A 16,893-nucleotide genomic window follows, 5' to 3' on the forward strand; every position below is an offset into this window, starting at 1 on the left:
ACGCTTCGTGCGTGCGACCACTCGGGGCGAATCGAGGACGAGCCGCTACAGGCCGACCCATTCCGTCTCGCCGTCGGCCAGGTGTTGGCGCTTCCAGATGGGGACGGTGCGCTTGATCTCCTCGACCAGGCGCTCGCAGGCGGCGAACGCCTCGGCCCGGTGCGCGGCGGCGACGGCGGCCACGAGGGCCAGGTCGCCGACGACGAGCGACCCGACGCGATGCGCTGCCGCCACTCGGAGGCCGGTCTCCGCGGCGACCGTCCGGCAGCAGTCCTCCAGGAACCGTTGGGCATCGGGATGGGCGCGGTAGTCGAGGGCGTCGACCGCCTCGCCGTGGTCGTGGTCGCGCACGATCCCTCGGAAGGCGACGAGTGCGCCGTTGGCGGGCGCCGCGACGAAGTCCTCGATCGCGTGCGCGTCGAGGGGCGACTCCGAGATGAGGGCGAGGACCTCGGGAACCGTCGACTCACTCATGCGCGCCACCTCCGGCGATCTGGGCGACGAGGTGGTCGAGCAGGCCGTCGAGGACCGCGAGCCCGTCCTTCACGCCGCCGGTCGACCCGGGCAGGTTCACCACGACGGTGCCGCCGGAGACCCCGGCGAGCCCACGACTGAGCGCCGCGGTCGGGGTCTTGGTCGACCCGAGGGTGCGGATCGCCTCCGCGATGCCGGGCAGCTCGCGGTCGAGGTGGGGCTGCGTCGCCTCCGGGGTGCGGTCGCTCGGCGAGAGGCCGGTGCCGCCCGTCGTGATGAGCACTGCGGGCGCGGCGTCCAGGGCTGCCGTGATCGCGAGGTGCACGTCGGCGTCGGACACGACCGTCACCGCATCGACCGCGTAGTCGTGCTCGGACAACCACGCGGAGATGCGCGGCCCCGTGAGGTCCTCGCGCGTGCCGGCCGCGCCGGCGGTCGACGCGACGATGACGGCCGCGGTTCGCGGACGGACCGTTCGCGCCACAGGTGCTTCGATCGGCTCCGACGCTTCCGGCGTCCAGTTCCCGCGCTTGCCGCCGGATTTCTCCAGCAGCCGGATGTCGCCGAGGACCGAGGCCGGGTCGACGGCCTTGACCATGTCATGCAGGGTCAGGCCGGCGATCGACGCGGCCGTCAGGGCCTCCATCTCGACCCCGGTCTGGCCGGTGGTCTTCGCCGTCGCGGTGATGACGATGGAGTCCTCGGTGAATGCGAAGTCGAGGCTCACGGACGACAGCGCGAGCTGGTGGCACAGCGGGATGAGCTCGCTCGTCCGCTTGGCCCCCGCGATCCCCGCGATGCGAGCGGTCGCGATGACATCCGCCTTCGGCAGGCCGTCCGCCTGGACGAGTGCGATCACGTCTGGTCGGGTGGTGAAGGTCGCGGTCGCCGTCGCGACCCGCTTCGTCGTGGCCTTGTCGCCGACGTCGACCATGCGTGCGCGGCCGTCGTCGTCGAGGTGTGTGAGCCCGGTCATAGTGCCCATGCTTCCACAGCGTCACCGGCGCCGAGCTCGAGCGTGTCCTCCGGGATCACGATCAGCACGTCGGAGGCCGCGAGCCCGGCGACCAGGTGCGAGCCGGGGCCCGCGACCGGTTCGACCCGGCCATCGTCTCGTCGGCGTCCGCGGAGGAACTGGCGCTTGCCGGGCACCGAACGCACGGCGACCGCGAGTTCGGCCGGCACGCGCGACGCTTGCGGCAGCCCCGCGACCCGGCGGAGGACCGGAGCGACGAAGACCTCGAACGAGAGCTGGGTGCTCACCGGGTTGCCGGGGAACGCGATGATCGGGACGCCCCGGTGGGCGCCGAGCGCCTGTGGTCCGCCGGGCTGCATCGCGACCGAACCGATCCAGCCACCCAGCGGACCGAGGACGTCACGGACGACCTCGTGCTCACCCATGGAGATCCCGCCGGAGGTGAGGATGAGATCGACCTCGCCGTGGAGGTCGTCGAGCAGGGCGAGCAGGACGTCGGCATCGTCGACGACGCGCGCACGGGCGTTGACCTCGGCCCCGGCTGCGACGACAGCGGCCGCCAGCGCGGTCCCGTTGGAGTCGAAGGTCTGGCCGAGCGTCGGCGTCTCGCCGGGTTCGACGAGTTCGGCACCGGTCGTGACGATCGCGACCCGCACCCGCCGACGCACCTCGACGGTCGTGATCCCGGCCGCAGCCAACACGGCGAGGTGTCGTGAAGCGAGGCGCACGCCGGCCGGCAGCAGCTCCTCGCCGGCGCGGACGTCGCTCCCGCGTTCCCGGACGAACAGCCCCACCGGGCGCTCGCCACCGCCGCGCGCAGGACCGAGGAGAACGGTCTCGACACCGTCCGGATCCGTCTCGACCTCGCTCTCCTCGACCGGCACGACGACGTCCGCACCCGGCGGAACGACCGCGCCCGTCATGATGCGCACCGAGGTCCCCGCCTCGAGCGGCGCGGGGTCGATCGGGCGCGCGGCGATCTCGCCCACCACCCGCAGTCGCGTCTCATCGCCCGTGAGGTCTGCCGCCCGAACCGCGAAGCCGTCCATCTGCGAGTTGCGGAACAGCGGCAGGTCGACCGGAGACGGCACCGCCACCGCCGTCACCCGAGCTGCGGCCTCGTCGGTCGGCACGTGCTCGGCGCCGGTGTCGGTTACGTCGTCGAGGAGGGCTGCGACGTCGGAGGCGTGTTGCTCGACGGTCTTCCGACTCGTGGGCGCTGGCGTCGTCATGGTGGTTCCCGTCGTCGAGGTCGGTCGGTGGGGCTGCACGGGGTGTTCGGAGCCGCGGTCAGTAGCGGGGGACGGTCGGATCCACGAGCCGCGACCACGCGTCGATGCCGCCCTCGAGATGGACGGCCGAGTAGCCGCGCTCGAGGAGCAGGCGAAGCGCGGACTCGGATCGGATGCCGTGGTGGCAGTAGACGACCACGGGCGTCTCGGGGTCGAGCCCGTGGAGCGTCTCGGGGAGCGAGCCGAGCGGCATCAGCGTCGAACCGGGCAACCGGGCGATCTCCGCCTCCCACGGCTCCCGGACGTCGAGCAGGACGGCCTCATCGTCGCTCGCCGCGAGCTGCGGTGCGGTGATCGTGCGGCCGCCGTGTCGCGGCTCGTGCGGGGCTGCCGCTGCGGCGCTCGCCGTGTCCCCTCCTGGCGTCCGATGCAGATGCTCATCGAGCGACACCTGCCGGGCGCCCGCGGGGTCGCGCTCGTACCGGAGTTCGCGGAACCCGCCGCTCAGCCCGTCGAACATCGTCACCCGGCCGAGCGAGAGGGTCCCGACCCCGGTGAGCACCTTGATCGCCTCGGTGGCCATGATGGACCCGATGACCCCGACCGTGGTGGGCAGGACGCCGCCGGCCTCGCAGGAGAGCACCGAACCGTCCGTCGGCGGGTGGGGGAAGAGGTCGCGGTAGCGCGGGCCGCGAGACGACCAGCTGAGTCCAGCCTGCCCGCCGTACTGCGAGACCGCACCCCAGACGAGTGGGACGTCGGCGAGCGTCGCGGCGTCGTCGACCAGGTAACGGGTCTCGAAGTTGTCGCTGCCGTCGATGACGAGGTCGATCTCCGCGTCGGCCAGGAGGCCCATGATCTCGCCGGGTCCGAGGCGGAGGCGGTGCCTGAGGATCGTCGCATCGGTGTTGACGGCGAGGGCGCGGTCCCCGGCGGAGTCGACCTTCGGACGGCCGACGTCCGCGGTGCTGTGGACGGTCTGCCGATGCAGGTTGCTGAGCTCGACCGTGTCGTCGTCCACCAGGTGGATCGCGCCGTCACCGGAACCGACACCGGCAGCGGCAAGCGCCGGGATGACGATGCTGCCGAGGCCGCCGGCGCCGACGATCAGCACCCGTGCGTCGGCGAGACGCTGTTGCGCCGCTGGTCCGAACCCGGGGAGGGCGAGCTGCCTGGCGTACCGCGCGGTCGAGGACATGCGCCGATTATCCCACCGGCACCGTGCCCGCCGGCCCTCAGACCGCATCCGCTCGCGTCCGCAGGAGGCAGCAGGCGCCGCCGCGAGAAACCGACAGGAGTGGTGCAGTGGCACGACGCGTCGATCGATGCTGGGATGGACGCATGGATGACCACCTCCCCATCGTCGAGTTCGCGTTCCCCGGCCCGCTGCGGGACAGGCTGGTGGCGGCGATCGAGTCCGGCGAGAAGGTCGCGACGAGTTCCCTGGCGCACGAGTACGAGGTGGCAGGCGAGGAGTTGCCGGCGGTCGGGCAGCGCGGAATCGTCGTCGATTCCGATGGCGCTCACCGCTTCGTCATCGAGACGGTGGGTGTCGAGGTGGTACCGCTGGGCGAGGTGCCACTGGCTCACGCTCTGGCGGAGGGCGAAGGCTACGCCTCGGTCGCCGACTGGCGTGCCGGTCACGAGCGGTTCTGGACCTCACCGGAGATGCAGGCCGAACTCGGCGCCGACTTCCGCGTCGACGACACGACGCTCGTCGTCCTCGAACGGTTCGCCCTCATCGCCCGGGACTGAGGCCGATCAGACCGGCTTGACGGGCGTGCGCAGGAGGCAGAAGGCGTTGCCCTCGGGATCGGCGAGGACGTGCCACGACTCGTCGCCCGTCTGCCCGATGTCCGTCGGGCGCGCTCCGAGGGCCAACAGGCGCTCGAGTTCGGCGTCCTGGTCGCCGTCGGTCGGGCTGACGTCGATGTGGAGCTTCGACTTCGGCTGCGGCGGGTCGTCGCTGCGGCTGAGGATGATGGTCGGCTGCGATCCACCGAAGCCGTCCCGCGCTCCGATCTCCACCCCGTCCTCGTCTCGGTCGAGCACGACGAAGTCGAGGACCTCGCACCAGAAGCGGGCGAGCGCTTCCGGATCGCGGCAGTCCAGGACGAGTTCACTGATGCGGCATGACATGACGGCACGCTACCCCGCACGCGTCGTGCAGCGGAACCCGTTGCGGATCGGCTAGGACTCGTCCCCAGCGGTCTCGGCCCAACGGGTCAGGGTGATCGTGAACCCACGGACGAGGCGGTCGAAGCTCCGGTCGAGGTCGCGGTCGAGGCCGAAGGAGCCCGCCGCCTCGAGCGAGACGAAGCCGTGCAGGGTGGAGCGGAACGCGCGGATCGCGTCGATGGCGTCGTCGCCGCGGAGCTCGTAGGCCGTGAGGACGTCGCTGATGACCTGGATGGCGCCGAGCGATGCCGCCGCGTCCTCCTCATCCTCCGGCCCGGCGATCCACTGCGCGGCCGTATAGCGTGCCGGGTGCTCCAGGGCCCACTCCCGGTAGGCGCCGGCCATCACCGTGATCGCATCCGCGCCCGAACGGCCGACGGCGGCGCGCAGCAGGACGTCGCCGAGCTCGCCCTTCGCTTGGAGGGAGATGCTCCGGCGGAGTCCGGCGAGCGAGTCGAGGTGCTTGTAGAGCGAGGGCTGCCGGACGCCGAGCCGTTCGGCGAGGGCGGCGAGGGTCAGCCCCTCGAGCCCGACCTCGTCGGCGAGTTCAGTCGCTTCGTCCACCACGCGCGCGCGGCTGAGTCCCGCCCTAGGCACGGTGCAGCGCCGACTGGAGGAAGCCGAGGACGGCCTGCGAGGTGACCTCGGGCTGCTGGGCCTGCGGGTAGTGGCCGGCGTCCTCGACGAGGACGACCTCCGCCTGCAGGGTGTCGCCGATCCAGCGGGCCTCTCCTGCGGGGTCGGGGAAGTCGGGGTCCTTGGTGCCCATGATCACGAGCGTCGGAGCGCTCACGCCGGGGAGCGCAGCCTCGGCCGGGGCATGGTCGGTCTGTCTGGTCGTCTGCGAGAAGGCCTTGCCGTAGGCGGGGCGACGCAGGCTTGCGAAGACGTCGGCGAGGTAGTCGTCGAAGTCGACCGGCTTCCGGCCCGCGTTCAGCGTGGGGAGGTAGGCCTTCCAGACCCGTGCGATCCACAGCGGAGCCATCATGGCGCGGAAGACCGCCTGCATGACGGCGCCCGCCTTCGGGTTGCGGACGAAGGGCCCGACGAGGACGAGACCCGACACGTCCTCCGGGTGCTCGGCGGCGACGATCACGCCCGCGCCGGCAGCGAGGGAGTTCCCGATGACGACGGCCGGGGCACCCAGGTCGCGGATGAGGGCGTGGATGTCCGAGGCGGTCGCGACGTCGCCGTACGAGGAGAACGTCGTGTCGCTGTCGCCGTGACCACGGAGGTCGGTGGAGGCGACGCGGTACCCGGCCTGGACGAGCGCGGGAGCGAGGAAGCGGTAGGAGGAGCGGAGCTCGCCCATTCCCGGGACGAGGACGACGAGCGGGCCGTCTCCCTGGATCTCGTAGGCGATCTTGCCCTCGGGACGGTCGAGGTAGCGGGTGGCAGGCCCTGTCGATGCCGGGTTCGTGTTCATGAAGCTAGTCTGCATCGCCGTTTGGCTAATGTCAATAGCTTTGATGGACGAGGTTCGTTCGCCCATCTTCGGGCGACAGAAGCGGCGGCTCCGTTCGCCCAAGGATGGGCGAACGAGTGCGGGGGAGGGGCGGTCAGCCGAGGTCGGTCCACCAGCGGACGCCGTCGAGGGTGACGCGCGTGGTCTCCTCGTGATGGAGGACGACGAGCAGGACGTCGTCGCAGTGCCGGCAGCGCACCACCCACGCGTCCGGGGTGCCGAACACCAGCTCCGCGGCGAGGGGCGAGACGTCGCGGCACCCGAGGCACTGCGACATCGTGCCGCTCGGGTCGGTGCCGGTCAGTTCCGACAGGGTTCCGGCGAGGACGTTGCCGTCCAGATGCGAGCTCATCACGCGCCTCCGAACCGCTCGGTCTTGATGCGGGCCGGATCATGGCCGATCGCGACCAGGGTGTCGGCGACCGCCTCGACGAAGCCGGTCGGTCCGCAGACGAACACCGACGGGGCCTCGCCGCCGGTGGACTCGAGCGCCTGCAGGTCGGCCGCGACGAGACGGCCGGCGGGACGAGGCCAGCCATCGGGCGCTCGCCGGGTGTAGATCCAGGTGACCTCGACCCCGGTCGCCGCAGCGAGCTCGTCGGCGAAGAAGGCGTCCTGCGGTGAGCGGACCGAGTACACGAGTCGGAACGGCGTCGTGCTCCCGGCCGCCTCGTGCGCTCGCACCATCGCCATGAGCGGCACGATGCCCGAACCTCCGCCGATCAGGAGGACCGGCTCCGTGTCCTCGGGGCGCCAGACGAACCAGCCGCCCAGTGGGCCACGCACCTCGACCTGGTCGCCGACCTCGATCGCGTCGACGAGGAACGGGGAGACCTCACCGTCGGGGACCCGGTCGACGGCGATCTCGATGCGGTCACCGGCGTCGGCCGAGGCGATCGAGTAGGAGCGGACCGCCTGGTAGCCGTCGGGTGCGGTGAGGCGGACGTCGGCGTGCTGCCCGGCGAGGTTCCCGCCCCAGCCGGGGGCGTCCAGGACGAGGCTCCGCCCCGATGGGGTCAGCTGCGTCGCCGTGACCACGGTGGCCGCCTTCCAGACGTCGACATGGCCCGAGCGCCTCACGAGTACCGCTGTTCGAGCCAGGGGTCACCGTAGGCGTGGTAGCCGTTCTGCTCCCAGAACCCCGGTTCGTCGTCCTGCTGCATGACGAGGCCGCGGATCCACTTCGCGCTCTTCCAGAAGTAGAGGTGCGGGATGAGGAGTCGTGCCGGGCCGCCGTGCTCCGCGGCGAGCGGCTCGCCGTCGAAGCCGGTGGCGATCCAGGCCTTGCCGTCCAGGAGGTCGTCGAGTGGGACGTTGGTCGTGTAACCGCCGTAGGAGTGGGCCATCACGAAGTCGTAGCCGCTCTCGACCTCGGCGAAGAGCGTGTCGAGGGAGACGCCCTGCCAGCTCGTGCCGAGCTTCGTCCAGCGGGTCACGCAGTGGATGTCGCGGGTGATGTCGTCCTGCTGGAGGGCCTGCATGGCCGCCCAGTCCCAGCGGTGGGTCTCGCCCGTCTCCGTGCGGATCTGGAACTCCCACTCATCGGTGTCGATCCGCGGCGTGGGTCCGGCGGACAGGACGGGGAAGTCCTCGGTGAGGAACTGACCGGGCGGGAGTCGGTCGTCCTGCTCCCGTGCCCGTCCTCCGAAACCGCGTGTGAACACCGCCATGTCGACCTCCTCAGGATGGTCATCACCCTAGTGAGCAGGTGTCGGTGAAGCCAGGCCCTCCTGGGGTCACCAAGTGGTTCCGGTCTCGCTCAGCCGGTGATGAGGTTCGACAGCGCGTCGATCGAGTGGACGACGGCGAGGGCGCCGGTGGCCTCCGCGGGCGAGCCGTAGCCCCACTCGACGAGGATCGTCGGGATCCCGTGCGCAGCCGCGCCCTCGATGTCGTGGAGGCGGTCGCCGACCAGCACGGTGCGGGACGTGTCGACGCCGGCGGCCGTGAGGCGCCGGAGGGCCTCGCCGACGACGTCGGCCTTGCTGCTGCGGACCTCGTCCTCGGAGGCACCCGTGACGACGGTGAAGTACTGGCTCAGGCCGAAGTGGTCGAGGATCGTGTTCGCCTGCGACTCGGGCTTCGAGGTCGCGAGCCCGATCGGGATCCCGGCCTCGGAGATGCGCGCGAGCAGTCCGGCGACGCCCGGGAACACCGCGGTGCCGACCTCGGCGCCCTCGATGGCGACCTGGCGACGGTACTCGGTGAGGGCGAGCTGCGACTGCAACGGGTCCATGTCCGCGAAGTCGCGGAAGGAGTCGAGCAGCGGCGGCCCGACCCAACGCAGCAGTGACTCGTCGGACGGGACGACGGCACCGACGTTCGCCAGGGTCGTCTTCATGCGGGAGATGATGCCGGGAGCCGAGTCCACGATCGTGCCGTCGAGGTCGAACAGTACGCAGGACCAGCTGCGGTGGAAGGACACGGTCGTACTCGCGAGGTAGAGATCGGTCACACGCTCCATCCTAGGGCGACCCCTCCGGCTGCGGAGGGTTGTCAACCGGTTGCCAGAGCCGTAGGCTGACAGGACCGGCAGCCCGACTGCCTGGTTCCCGATGACGAGAACGAACGCGAAGGCGGAAGCGCACGTGAATGCACAACAACCGGTGAGCTGGACCCTGTCGGGCTTCGGAGACGAGATCGACGCCGACCCGACGACGCAGATCGCCGTGCTCGAGGCGCTCGGTGCATCGCACATCGAGGTCCGGAGCGCGTGGGGCGTCAACATCATCGACCTCGACGCCGACCAGCTCGCCCGACTCGGTGCGCAGCTGCAGCGGTCCGGCATGGGCGTGTCCGCCATCGGATCGCCGATCGGCAAGGTCGACGTGGCCCTCGACGCCGAGCTGGAGGTCGCCCGCCTCGAGCGAGCGATCGCCGCTGCACATGCCCTCGGGACCCCCAACATCCGGATCTTCTCCTTCTTCCGCGGTGAGGGCGTGCCGGTGGAGGCCACCCGCGACGACGTCCTGGTCCGCATGCGCCTGCTCGCCGACCTGGCCGAGCGGGAGGGGGTCGTGCTCCTGCACGAGAACGAGAAGGACATCTACGGCGACGTCCCGGAGCGCATTCTCGACCTCGTCGAGTCGGTCGGATCGCCCGCACTCCGCCTCGCCTGGGACAACGCGAACTTCGTCCAGGTGGGCGTCGCGCCGTTCGACGACGGCTACGCGATGCTGCGCCCGTACCTCGACTACCTGCAGGTCAAGGACGCGGTCGCCGAGAGCGGCCAGGTCGTGCCGTCCGGCGAGGGCGACGGGCAACTGCGTGAAACGCTCACGGCGTTGCGCGACGACGGCTACGCGGGGTTCGCCTCGCTCGAGCCGCACCTCGCCGACACCCACGCGCTCGGCGGCTTCTCGGGTCCCGCCTCGTTCGGCGTGGCCGCCCGGGCCTTCCGGAGGCTCACCGACGAGCTGGGGATCGAGCTGCGATGAGCCGCGGGCCCGCACCCGTCCTCCGTCGCGTCGCCGTGGTCGGGTGCGGCGACATCTCCGCCCTCCACATCGCGGCGATCGGAACGGTGCCCGGTGCGCAGCTCGTGGCGGTGTGCGACGTCGACGCCGGTCGGCTCGATGCGGCGATGGCTGCGACGGGTGTCCCGGGCTTCACCGACCTCGATCGACTGTTCGACGAGGCGCGACCCGACGTCGTCCACATCTGCACCCCGCACCACCTGCACGCCGACCAGGCGATCCGGGCGCTCGAGCGCGGGATCAGTGTCATCCTCGAGAAGCCCCTCGCCCACACGCGCAATGAGGCCGAACGGCTCCTGGCCGCGGCGGAGCACAGTCGCGCGAAGATCGCGGTGTGCTTTCAGAACCGCTACAACCAGCCGGCGGAGCGCGCCAAGGAACTCCTCGACTCGGGTGAGCTCGGCGCAGTGCTCGGCGCCTCGGCGGTCGTGCCGTGGCATCGGACGGCGGCCTACTACGAGGATCGCCCGTGGCGCGGTCGCTGGGAGACCGGCGGCGGTGGACTCCTCATGAACCAGGCGATCCACACGATCGACCTCGTGCAGTGGTTGGTCGGCGACCCGCTCGAGGCGACGGGGTCGATCGCCACCCGCGCGCTCGCCGAGGTGATCGAGGTCGAGGACACGGCCGAGCTGCGCATCGTGCACGCGGGTGGCGCGACGAGCACGGTCTACGCGACGGTCGCCGGGGTCGCGAACCTACCCGTGACGATCGACGTCGTCTGCGAGCTGGGCACGCTGAGCTTGGGGGCCGAACTCACCGCACGCTTCGCCGATGGACGCGTCGAGACCACCGTCGAGCGGGTGATGGCCAGCGGAGCGCGTGCCTACTGGGGCGTGTCCCATGAACGGCTGATCCAGGACTTCTACGCGGGGCTCGACGAGCCGGGCGCCTTCTGGCTCCACCCCGCAGAAGCGCGGAAGGCGTTCGACGTGATCCAGGACGTCTACGACGCGGCGATCCCCGAGCGACGGTCGTCGGTCGTCGCCGCGCAGCTCGGCGGTCGCTGAGCCACCACCCGCGGCGGGCTGTGACGGCTCAGGACGCTGCGGTCCGCTTGACGAGCAGCTGCGCTCCGTCCGGGTCGGGGAACCGCTCCACGTCTCGGACGGCCGTCTGCAGGACGGTGTCGAGGTGCTGGGACGCCAGGCTCACGCCACCCATCGCCACCGCCTCCGAACCCAGCGAGGAGACGACCACGTCCGGTGGCAGCGGGCAGATCTCGCCGAGGGTGCGGATGAAACGCGGCAGGAAGACGTCCGCGCCCGGAGCACTGCCGCCGCCGACCACGAGGAGTTCCGGATCGAGAGCGAGGACCATGGCCGCTGCGCCGGTGGCCAGGTCGTCCGCGAACTCGTCCATCGCCGTCAGGGCGATCCGATCACCGGCGCGAGCCGCATCGAAGATCTCCTCGCGGGACGGCCGTGGTGAGCCGAGGACCGACTCGCCGTACCGCTCGTTCAGGCGGGACCACCGGAGTTCGGGCATCTCGCCGACGATCCCTGCCGCACCGTGCACGCCGCGATGCACCTTCCCGTCGACGATGGAGGCGGCGCTGGTGCGCACGCCGCAGAGGAGATAGACGACGTCGCGGTGGCCCTGTGCCGCGCCGACGGTCAGTTCCGCGCGGGCACCGAGCGCAACGTCGCCCTCCACCAGGACGGCTCCGTCGAACTCCTGCTCGAACCGCCCGCGCAGGTTGAGTCCGACCCAGTCCGGGAGTCCCGTTCCGCCGAAGTGCAGCACCTCGCCGTCCCGGCCGATCGCGCCGGGGGATCCCACGGCGACGATCCACACCGACCCGCGGGTGAGGTCGAGGGTGCTGAGCACCGCATCGCCGGTCGCCAGCGCCAGGGTGATGCGCTCGGGCGCGCCCGCATCCTCGGGCAGGCGAGCCGTGCGCTGGCCCAGGACGGCACCGGCGAGGTCGGTCACGACGGCGTGGATGTGGTTCGCGCCGATGTCGAGCGACAGGAGGTGGCCGAGTCCGGCGCGCACGTGGAAGGCGGTGGCGGGTCTGCCGATCCGGGACGCGGAGGCGCGTTCGACGGATTCGAGCCAGCCCATCTCGACGAGATCCGTCACGATCGCGTCGATGGCCGTCCGAGACAGCCCGGACGCGTCCGCCAGCTCCCGCAGGGTGAGTGGCTGCGGGAGCAGGGCGCGCAGCACACCGAGCGAGTTCATCCTCCGGAGCAACGACCGACTGCCCATCGATCCGCCGGACGGCTCCACCATCGCCTCTCGAGGCATTCGCCATTCCCCTCTTGCGACTTTTCACGGCACGTTGCAGTATTAACTCCGCCTCCTCGACTCTACCCGCGGCAGCCCCGCGGCGGCAGTCGGGAAACCCACGTCGACGCCGAGCGCGCGCCCACCCAGAGAGAAAGCCGGCCATGCTGCACACCTTCACCTTCGGTGACCTCCGCATCCCCGCGAACCTCGCCGGCGAACCGACCGCCACCAGCTCGGGGTTCGTCGTGCCCGCAGGTCCGGTCGCGCTCCTCCACCCCTTCGGCGACACCGGCTTCTACCGGCACGGCTGGAACTCGTGGAGCCCGAGCGGGTGGACCACCACCGACGGCGAGACCATCGGCATCAAGAACAGCCCCGACCGGCTGCTCACCGCCGACGACGCGGTCAACGAGACCCCGCACCTCCACTCCGGCAGTGGTGTCGGAGCCATCGAGGGGCCGGACGGCACCGTACTGCTCATCGGGACCCTCGGGCTCGGCAACCCCCGGGTCGGTGCCGACCGCAACACGATCTGGGCGCGGAGCGAGACCGACGAAGCCGAGTGGTTCGTCACGTTCGGGCCGGAGCAGCAGGCCTTCGCCGACTACGCGGCGATCCTGTCCGAACGGCTCGGGCGGCGCTCGCAGCGCGCCGGTCGCGTCTGGAGCAGTTGGTACTCCTACTACGAGGGCATCGACGAGGAGCTGGTCGCCCGCACCGTCGCCGATCTCACCGGGTACCCCTTCGACGTGTTCCAGCTCGACGACGGCTGGGAGCCGATCGTGGGCGACTGGACGGCCGGACCGGACTTCCCGTCGGGCATGCAGGCGACCGCCGGTCGCATCGCCGAAGCCGGGTTCCGCCCGGGGCTCTGGCTCGCCCCGATGATCGCGCTTCCCGACTCCACGATCGCGCGGGAGCGCCCCGACCTCCTCGTGCAGGACGACGCCGGCCGCCCGCTGGCGACCGGCTACAACTGGAACTCCCACTACTACTCGCTCGACACCACCCAGCGGGAGGTGCAGGACCACCTCCGCGAGGTCTTCGAGCGCGTCACCGGGTGGGGCTTCAGCTACCTCAAGCTCGACTTCATGTACGCGGGCGCCGTCACCGGGCGGCGGCACCAGGACGTCCACCGCGAAACCGCCTACCGGGACGCGATCTCGTTCATCAGGGAGACCGTCGGCGACGACGTGTACCTGCTCGGCTGCGGCGTCCCGATGATCCCGTCCATCGGGGTATTCGACGGCGCGCGCGTGGGGCCGGATGTCGGTCCGTTCTGGGACAACGCCGAACGGGTCGGCGATCCGTCGGGCGTCGGGGCCTGGAACTCCATCGTCGACTCCGTCAACCGCGTCTGGCTGAAGGACGTCTACGAGGTCGACCCCGACGCCGTCTACTTCCGCAGCGCTCGGAACCTCCTCGACCCCGTCGAACGTCGCATGCTCCAAGACGTCGCCGCCATCCTCGAGTTCAAGTCGACCTCCGACCCGGTGGTCTGGCTGCACGAGAGCGAACGCGCCGAACTCCGCCAGTACCTCACGGAGACGCCGACGGTCGAACAGACGGGGCGGTTCACGTTCCGCCTCGACGGCCGCGAGGTCGACCTGACTGCCGTCGTGGCGGGAGAGGCCCGCTCCGACACCTCGTACATCGGGTGACGCCTGGCGCTCGGCGGCGATCCGGTGTTATCCGATAAACGAACGCCGACCGCCCGGAAGTGGAGCTTTGGCACAGTCGTGGGATTCTGAGCAGGATGAGCGCGAAACCAGGGTCCGCGGAGCGGTTCGAGGCCGCGGGGAGCGACGTCGACGACGCTCGCGAACTCTACCGCGAGGCCTACCGGATCGGCGGGATGACGGTCGAGCCGACCGCCGCCGAGTTCGGATACCGCTTCACCTCGACCGGCGACGACGACCTCTCCCTCCGTGCCTCGCAGGTCGAGGGACGGATCACGGGTGCGTCGTTCACCCAGGGCGAGTACGTGGTCTCCTGGATGACGCGTGGCGAAGGCGTCTCAGACCTGCTCGGCTCGCCGATGAAGTTCCTGCACGGGCAGCCGGCGATGTTCGCCAACGACCGCCCCGCGCAGTTCGACCTCATCGACTACCGGCTCAACATGATGCACTTCGGCGGCGCCTATCTCGAGGGTGTCGCGGGGGAGACCGAGGGGTCGGTGGGTCCGATCCGGTTCGACACGACGTTCCGCCCGTCGGGCGCGGGACTCCACCGATGGAACGCCTCCGTCGCGGCCGTCGCAGGGGTGGTCTACGACGACGACAGCCCGGCGCTCCTGCGCGCGGAGGCCAGGCGAGCGGCCGCGGTGTCGTTGCTCGAGACGTTCCCGCACCTCGCGCTCCGGCCGCCGACCGAGGTGGCCGTCGCCGCCAGCGCTCGGACGCGGACCGCGGTGGAGTACCTCGTCGCGAACGCTCATCTGCCGATCCGCACCGAGGACGTCGCAGCGGCGGCCGGCATGAGCCTCCGCAGTCTGCAGTCGGCGTTCCGCCGGGAGTTCGACGTGACACCGGCCGACTACCTCCGCGCGGTCCGGCTCGACCGCGTCCGCGACGACCTGCGGGACGCCGACCCCGGACGGACGACGGTCGGTGACGTCGCCCGTCGGTGGGGGTTCGGTCATCTGGGGCGGTTCGCCGCCGGGTACTCGCGACGCTTCGGCGAGTACCCGAGTGCGACGCTGGCCTCGTCGAACACCATCGGAACCCGCCCGCGTTCCCTAGGCTGAGGCCATGACCCGATCCACCGTGACCGACCCGCACGCGCCCGAACCCGTCGGGCCGTACTCGCATGCGGCGTCCGGCCCGAGCGGGGCACTCCACCTTTCGGGGCAGACGCCCATCGACCCCTCGACCGGAACCCTCGTCGAGGGCGACGTCGCGGCACAGACCGAGCGGGTGTTCGCCAACCTCGAGTCGGTGCTGACGGCCGCCGGTCGAGGCTTCGGCGATGTCGTGAAGGTGAACGTGTACCTCGTCGACATGGCCGATTTCGCCGCGATGAACCGCGTCTACGAGACGGTCTTCTCGGCGCCCTACCCTGCGCGCACCACGGTCGCGGTCGTCGGGCTGCCGCTCGGCGCGCGCGTCGAGATCGAGCTCGTCGCCTGAGGACCACGCGAGGGGCGGCCCTACTTGTCCCAGGCCTCGGTCGGCGGCAGGCCCCGCGCGGTGCGTTCCTCGTTCAGCAGCGCTTCGATGAGCGGGAGTTTCGCCGCCGTGTAGGCGCGGCCGTCGTCGGTCCTGGCGAGCTCCAGCTTGAGCTCCTGATAGCGGCGCCGAGCGGATGCGTCGTGCAGTAGCTTGTCTCGGAACAGCCGCTGGTTGCAGTGCTCCCACGCGTCTGGGCCGAACATGTGGAGGATGTGCGTGCGACGGGCTCGCTCTGAGCGGACGTACACGGCATGCGTCTTCGGTCCCGCGGCGTTCGGCTCGTACCCGAGCCCGGCCAGGAGCGGTCCGAGGGCGAACGGGTCGACGCCTGCCATCGCTCTCGCGGCGAGGTCGATGATCGGCTTGGCGACGAGACCAGGGACGGCGGTGCTCCCGATGTGCTCGATCGCGTCGACACGTCCGTCGAGGACGTCCGAGAGTCGCGCCGCCTCGTGTCGGAACGCCGTCGCCCACGCCGTCCGGTGCGGGCTCAGCTCGATCATCGGATCGAGCGTACCCCGCGGTCGGTCCCCGGGCGAGGGACCGTCCCGGTCCCTGAGCCCACCCCGGTCCCTGAGCCTGTCGAAGGGCTGGGTGACGGCGGGGATCAGTCCGAGGGCGGCGGGGCGGTCGACTCGCGCATGATGAGCGTGGTCGCGAGGTCGGTGATGGTCGGGACGGCGGTGCCCCCGAGGTGCGCGAAGAGGGTCTGCACGGCGTAGGAGCCGGAGGCGATGTGCGGGCTGCGGATCGAGGTGAGTGCCGGTGTCGTGAAGTCCGAACCGAAGATGTCGTCGAAGCCGATGAGGCTCAGCTGGGTGGGCATCTCGACACCACGTGAGCGCAGCTCCAGCATGATGCCGATGGCCAGGAGGTCGTTGTACGCGAGGACCGCGGTGGCACCCGTCTCGAGCACGGCGGTGGCTGCCGCCCTGCCTGCGGCCATGTCGGGCTGCGTCGAAGGGACCCGCACCGTCTCGATGCCGCGCTCCGCGCACAGCTCCCGTGTCCGGCTCCACCGATGCCGCGACATCCAGGACCGACCGGGGCCGGAGACGAACGCGAGCCTCCGGTGCCCGAGCTCGGCGAGGTGGTCGATCGCCGCGGTGAGGCCCGGGTCGATGTCGGCGACGATGCTGTCGACGTCGTCGACCTGACGGTTGATCACGACGACGGGCTTCTCCTGGCCCAGCGCGCGCACGTCGTCGGGCAGAAGCCTCGAGGTCGCGAGGATGAGACCGTCGACCGACGGCATGAGCCGCCGGGCGGTCAGCAGCTCCATCTCCGCCGACTCCTTGAACTCCGCGAGCACGAGCGTGTAGTTGCGCTCGGCGGCCTCACGCTCCGCGCCGCGGACGACGTCGAAGAACATCGGGTTCGTGATGTCGGCGACGATGAGGCCGAGCGTGCCGGTGCGCCCGGTGGGGAGCGCTCGGGCGGCGGGGTTCGCGACGTAGTTGAGCTGCTTGGCGGCGTCGTGGATCTTCTGCGCCGTCTTCTCGTTGATGCGGCCAGGGCGGCTCAGCGCCCGCGAAACGGTCGACGGGTTGACGCCGGCGAGCTGTGCGATGTCGTAGATCGTCGCGGCACGTTTCGTCCTCGCGGCCCCTGCCGTGGGTTCGGGCGTTCCGGGCTCGGGAGCGACCGTCTCCGCGGATGCGTCAGAGGTGCTCATGGGGCCCGCTCC

20 protein-coding genes are annotated in these 16,893 nt (G+C 71.0%); 6 read left to right on the plus strand and 14 right to left on the minus strand.

The window, feature by feature from the left end:
• Positions 1 to 45: 45 nt before the first annotated feature.
• From EAO79_RS04320 to EAO79_RS04335, 4 genes are read right to left on the minus strand one after another with little or no spacing between them, the layout of a single operon-like run.
• Positions 46 to 474 carry a molybdenum cofactor biosynthesis protein MoaE gene (locus tag EAO79_RS04320; RefSeq protein ID WP_056011786.1) on the minus strand — a complete coding sequence of 143 codons (429 nt, stop codon included), beginning with the start codon at positions 472 to 474 and terminating at the stop codon, positions 46 to 48.
• Positions 467 to 1,450, minus strand: a complete 984-nt coding sequence (moaCB, locus tag EAO79_RS04325; protein ID WP_124767920.1) for a bifunctional molybdenum cofactor biosynthesis protein MoaC/MoaB — start codon at positions 1,448 to 1,450, stop codon at positions 467 to 469. The genes EAO79_RS04320 and moaCB overlap by 8 nt, the downstream gene beginning before the upstream one ends.
• Positions 1,447 to 2,682, minus strand: coding sequence for a gephyrin-like molybdotransferase Glp (glp, locus tag EAO79_RS04330; RefSeq protein WP_124767921.1), 1,236 nt, complete (start codon positions 2,680 to 2,682; stop codon positions 1,447 to 1,449). Before glp ends, moaCB begins: the two co-directional genes overlap by 4 nt.
• Positions 2,683 to 2,740: 58 nt before the next feature.
• On the minus strand, positions 2,741 to 3,880 hold the full coding sequence (locus EAO79_RS04335; RefSeq protein WP_124767922.1) for a ThiF family adenylyltransferase: 1,140 nt from the start codon (positions 3,878 to 3,880) through the stop codon (positions 2,741 to 2,743).
• A gap of 143 nt (positions 3,881 to 4,023) precedes the next feature.
• Here EAO79_RS04335 and EAO79_RS04340 point away from each other — a divergent pair, with 143 nt between their 5' ends.
• On the plus strand, positions 4,024 to 4,437 hold the full coding sequence (locus EAO79_RS04340; protein WP_124767923.1) for an ASCH domain-containing protein: 414 nt from the start codon (positions 4,024 to 4,026) through the stop codon (positions 4,435 to 4,437).
• 6 nt (positions 4,438 to 4,443) lie between these two features.
• Here EAO79_RS04340 and EAO79_RS04345 read toward each other — a convergent pair whose 3' ends face one another.
• From EAO79_RS04345 to EAO79_RS04375, 7 genes are all read right to left on the minus strand, one after another.
• Positions 4,444 to 4,821 (minus strand): VOC family protein, encoded by a 378-nt coding sequence (locus EAO79_RS04345; RefSeq protein ID WP_071261898.1) that lies wholly within the window; start codon positions 4,819 to 4,821, stop codon positions 4,444 to 4,446.
• Between the two features lie 51 nt (positions 4,822 to 4,872).
• Positions 4,873 to 5,424: a TetR/AcrR family transcriptional regulator gene (locus EAO79_RS19500; RefSeq protein WP_305790874.1), complete on the minus strand. Its 552-nt coding sequence runs from the start codon at positions 5,422 to 5,424 to the stop codon at positions 4,873 to 4,875.
• A 25-nt stretch (positions 5,425 to 5,449) separates the two neighbouring features.
• Positions 5,450 to 6,286, minus strand: a complete 837-nt coding sequence (locus tag EAO79_RS04355; protein WP_124767925.1) for an alpha/beta fold hydrolase — start codon at positions 6,284 to 6,286, stop codon at positions 5,450 to 5,452.
• 133 nt (positions 6,287 to 6,419) lie between these two features.
• The gene (locus EAO79_RS04360) at positions 6,420 to 6,677 is read right to left on the minus strand and encodes a DUF6510 family protein (RefSeq protein ID WP_124767926.1); all 258 of its coding nucleotides are present in this window, start codon (positions 6,675 to 6,677) and stop codon (positions 6,420 to 6,422) included.
• The gene (locus EAO79_RS04365) at positions 6,677 to 7,363 is read right to left on the minus strand and encodes a ferredoxin reductase (RefSeq protein ID WP_241160981.1); all 687 of its coding nucleotides are present in this window, start codon (positions 7,361 to 7,363) and stop codon (positions 6,677 to 6,679) included. Before EAO79_RS04365 ends, EAO79_RS04360 begins: the two co-directional genes overlap by 1 nt.
• A 38-nt stretch (positions 7,364 to 7,401) precedes the next feature.
• A complete protein-coding gene (locus EAO79_RS04370; protein ID WP_086472594.1) occupies positions 7,402 to 7,995 on the minus strand; it encodes a sulfite oxidase-like oxidoreductase in 594 nt (197 codons plus the stop codon).
• Positions 7,996 to 8,084: 89 nt separating this feature from the next.
• Entirely contained in the window at positions 8,085 to 8,780 is a 696-nt protein-coding gene (locus EAO79_RS04375) for an HAD hydrolase-like protein (protein ID WP_194599907.1), read from the minus strand.
• A 100-nt stretch (positions 8,781 to 8,880) separates the two neighbouring features.
• Between EAO79_RS04375 and EAO79_RS04380 the strand changes: the two genes are divergently transcribed.
• Both EAO79_RS04380 and EAO79_RS04385 read left to right on the plus strand, forming a co-directional pair.
• Positions 8,881 to 9,762, plus strand: coding sequence for a sugar phosphate isomerase/epimerase family protein (locus EAO79_RS04380; RefSeq protein ID WP_164486893.1), 882 nt, complete (start codon positions 8,881 to 8,883; stop codon positions 9,760 to 9,762).
• Positions 9,759 to 10,811 (plus strand): Gfo/Idh/MocA family protein, encoded by a 1,053-nt coding sequence (locus EAO79_RS04385; protein ID WP_124767928.1) that lies wholly within the window; start codon positions 9,759 to 9,761, stop codon positions 10,809 to 10,811. Before EAO79_RS04380 ends, EAO79_RS04385 begins: the two co-directional genes overlap by 4 nt.
• A gap of 28 nt (positions 10,812 to 10,839) precedes the next feature.
• Here EAO79_RS04385 and EAO79_RS04390 read toward each other — a convergent pair whose 3' ends face one another.
• The gene (locus EAO79_RS04390) at positions 10,840 to 12,054 is read right to left on the minus strand and encodes an ROK family transcriptional regulator (RefSeq protein ID WP_241160982.1); all 1,215 of its coding nucleotides are present in this window, start codon (positions 12,052 to 12,054) and stop codon (positions 10,840 to 10,842) included.
• Between the two features lie 143 nt (positions 12,055 to 12,197).
• Here EAO79_RS04390 and EAO79_RS04395 point away from each other — a divergent pair, with 143 nt between their 5' ends.
• The 3 genes from EAO79_RS04395 to EAO79_RS04405 all read left to right on the plus strand — a co-directional run bounded on the left by EAO79_RS04395 (position 12,198) and on the right by EAO79_RS04405 (position 15,164).
• Positions 12,198 to 13,697, plus strand: a complete 1,500-nt coding sequence (locus EAO79_RS04395) for a glycoside hydrolase family 36 protein (protein ID WP_124767929.1) — start codon at positions 12,198 to 12,200, stop codon at positions 13,695 to 13,697.
• Between the two features lie 95 nt (positions 13,698 to 13,792).
• Positions 13,793 to 14,782 (plus strand): helix-turn-helix transcriptional regulator, encoded by a 990-nt coding sequence (locus tag EAO79_RS04400; protein WP_124767930.1) that lies wholly within the window; start codon positions 13,793 to 13,795, stop codon positions 14,780 to 14,782.
• 4 nt (positions 14,783 to 14,786) lie between these two features.
• The gene (locus EAO79_RS04405; RefSeq protein WP_079704440.1) at positions 14,787 to 15,164 is read left to right on the plus strand and encodes a RidA family protein; all 378 of its coding nucleotides are present in this window, start codon (positions 14,787 to 14,789) and stop codon (positions 15,162 to 15,164) included.
• A 20-nt stretch (positions 15,165 to 15,184) separates the two neighbouring features.
• On the opposite strand, the gene EAO79_RS04410 is transcribed toward EAO79_RS04405, so the two are convergent.
• Positions 15,185 to 15,709 carry a GrpB family protein gene (locus EAO79_RS04410; RefSeq protein ID WP_124767931.1) on the minus strand — a complete coding sequence of 175 codons (525 nt, stop codon included), beginning with the start codon at positions 15,707 to 15,709 and terminating at the stop codon, positions 15,185 to 15,187.
• A gap of 104 nt (positions 15,710 to 15,813) precedes the next feature.
• Positions 15,814 to 16,881 (minus strand): LacI family DNA-binding transcriptional regulator, encoded by a 1,068-nt coding sequence (locus tag EAO79_RS04415; protein WP_124767932.1) that lies wholly within the window; start codon positions 16,879 to 16,881, stop codon positions 15,814 to 15,816.
• Positions 16,882 to 16,893: the final 12 nt, after the last annotated feature.

Source organism: Plantibacter sp. PA-3-X8 (genome assembly GCF_003856975.1).
Lineage (GTDB): Bacteria > Actinomycetota > Actinomycetes > Actinomycetales > Microbacteriaceae > Plantibacter > Plantibacter auratus.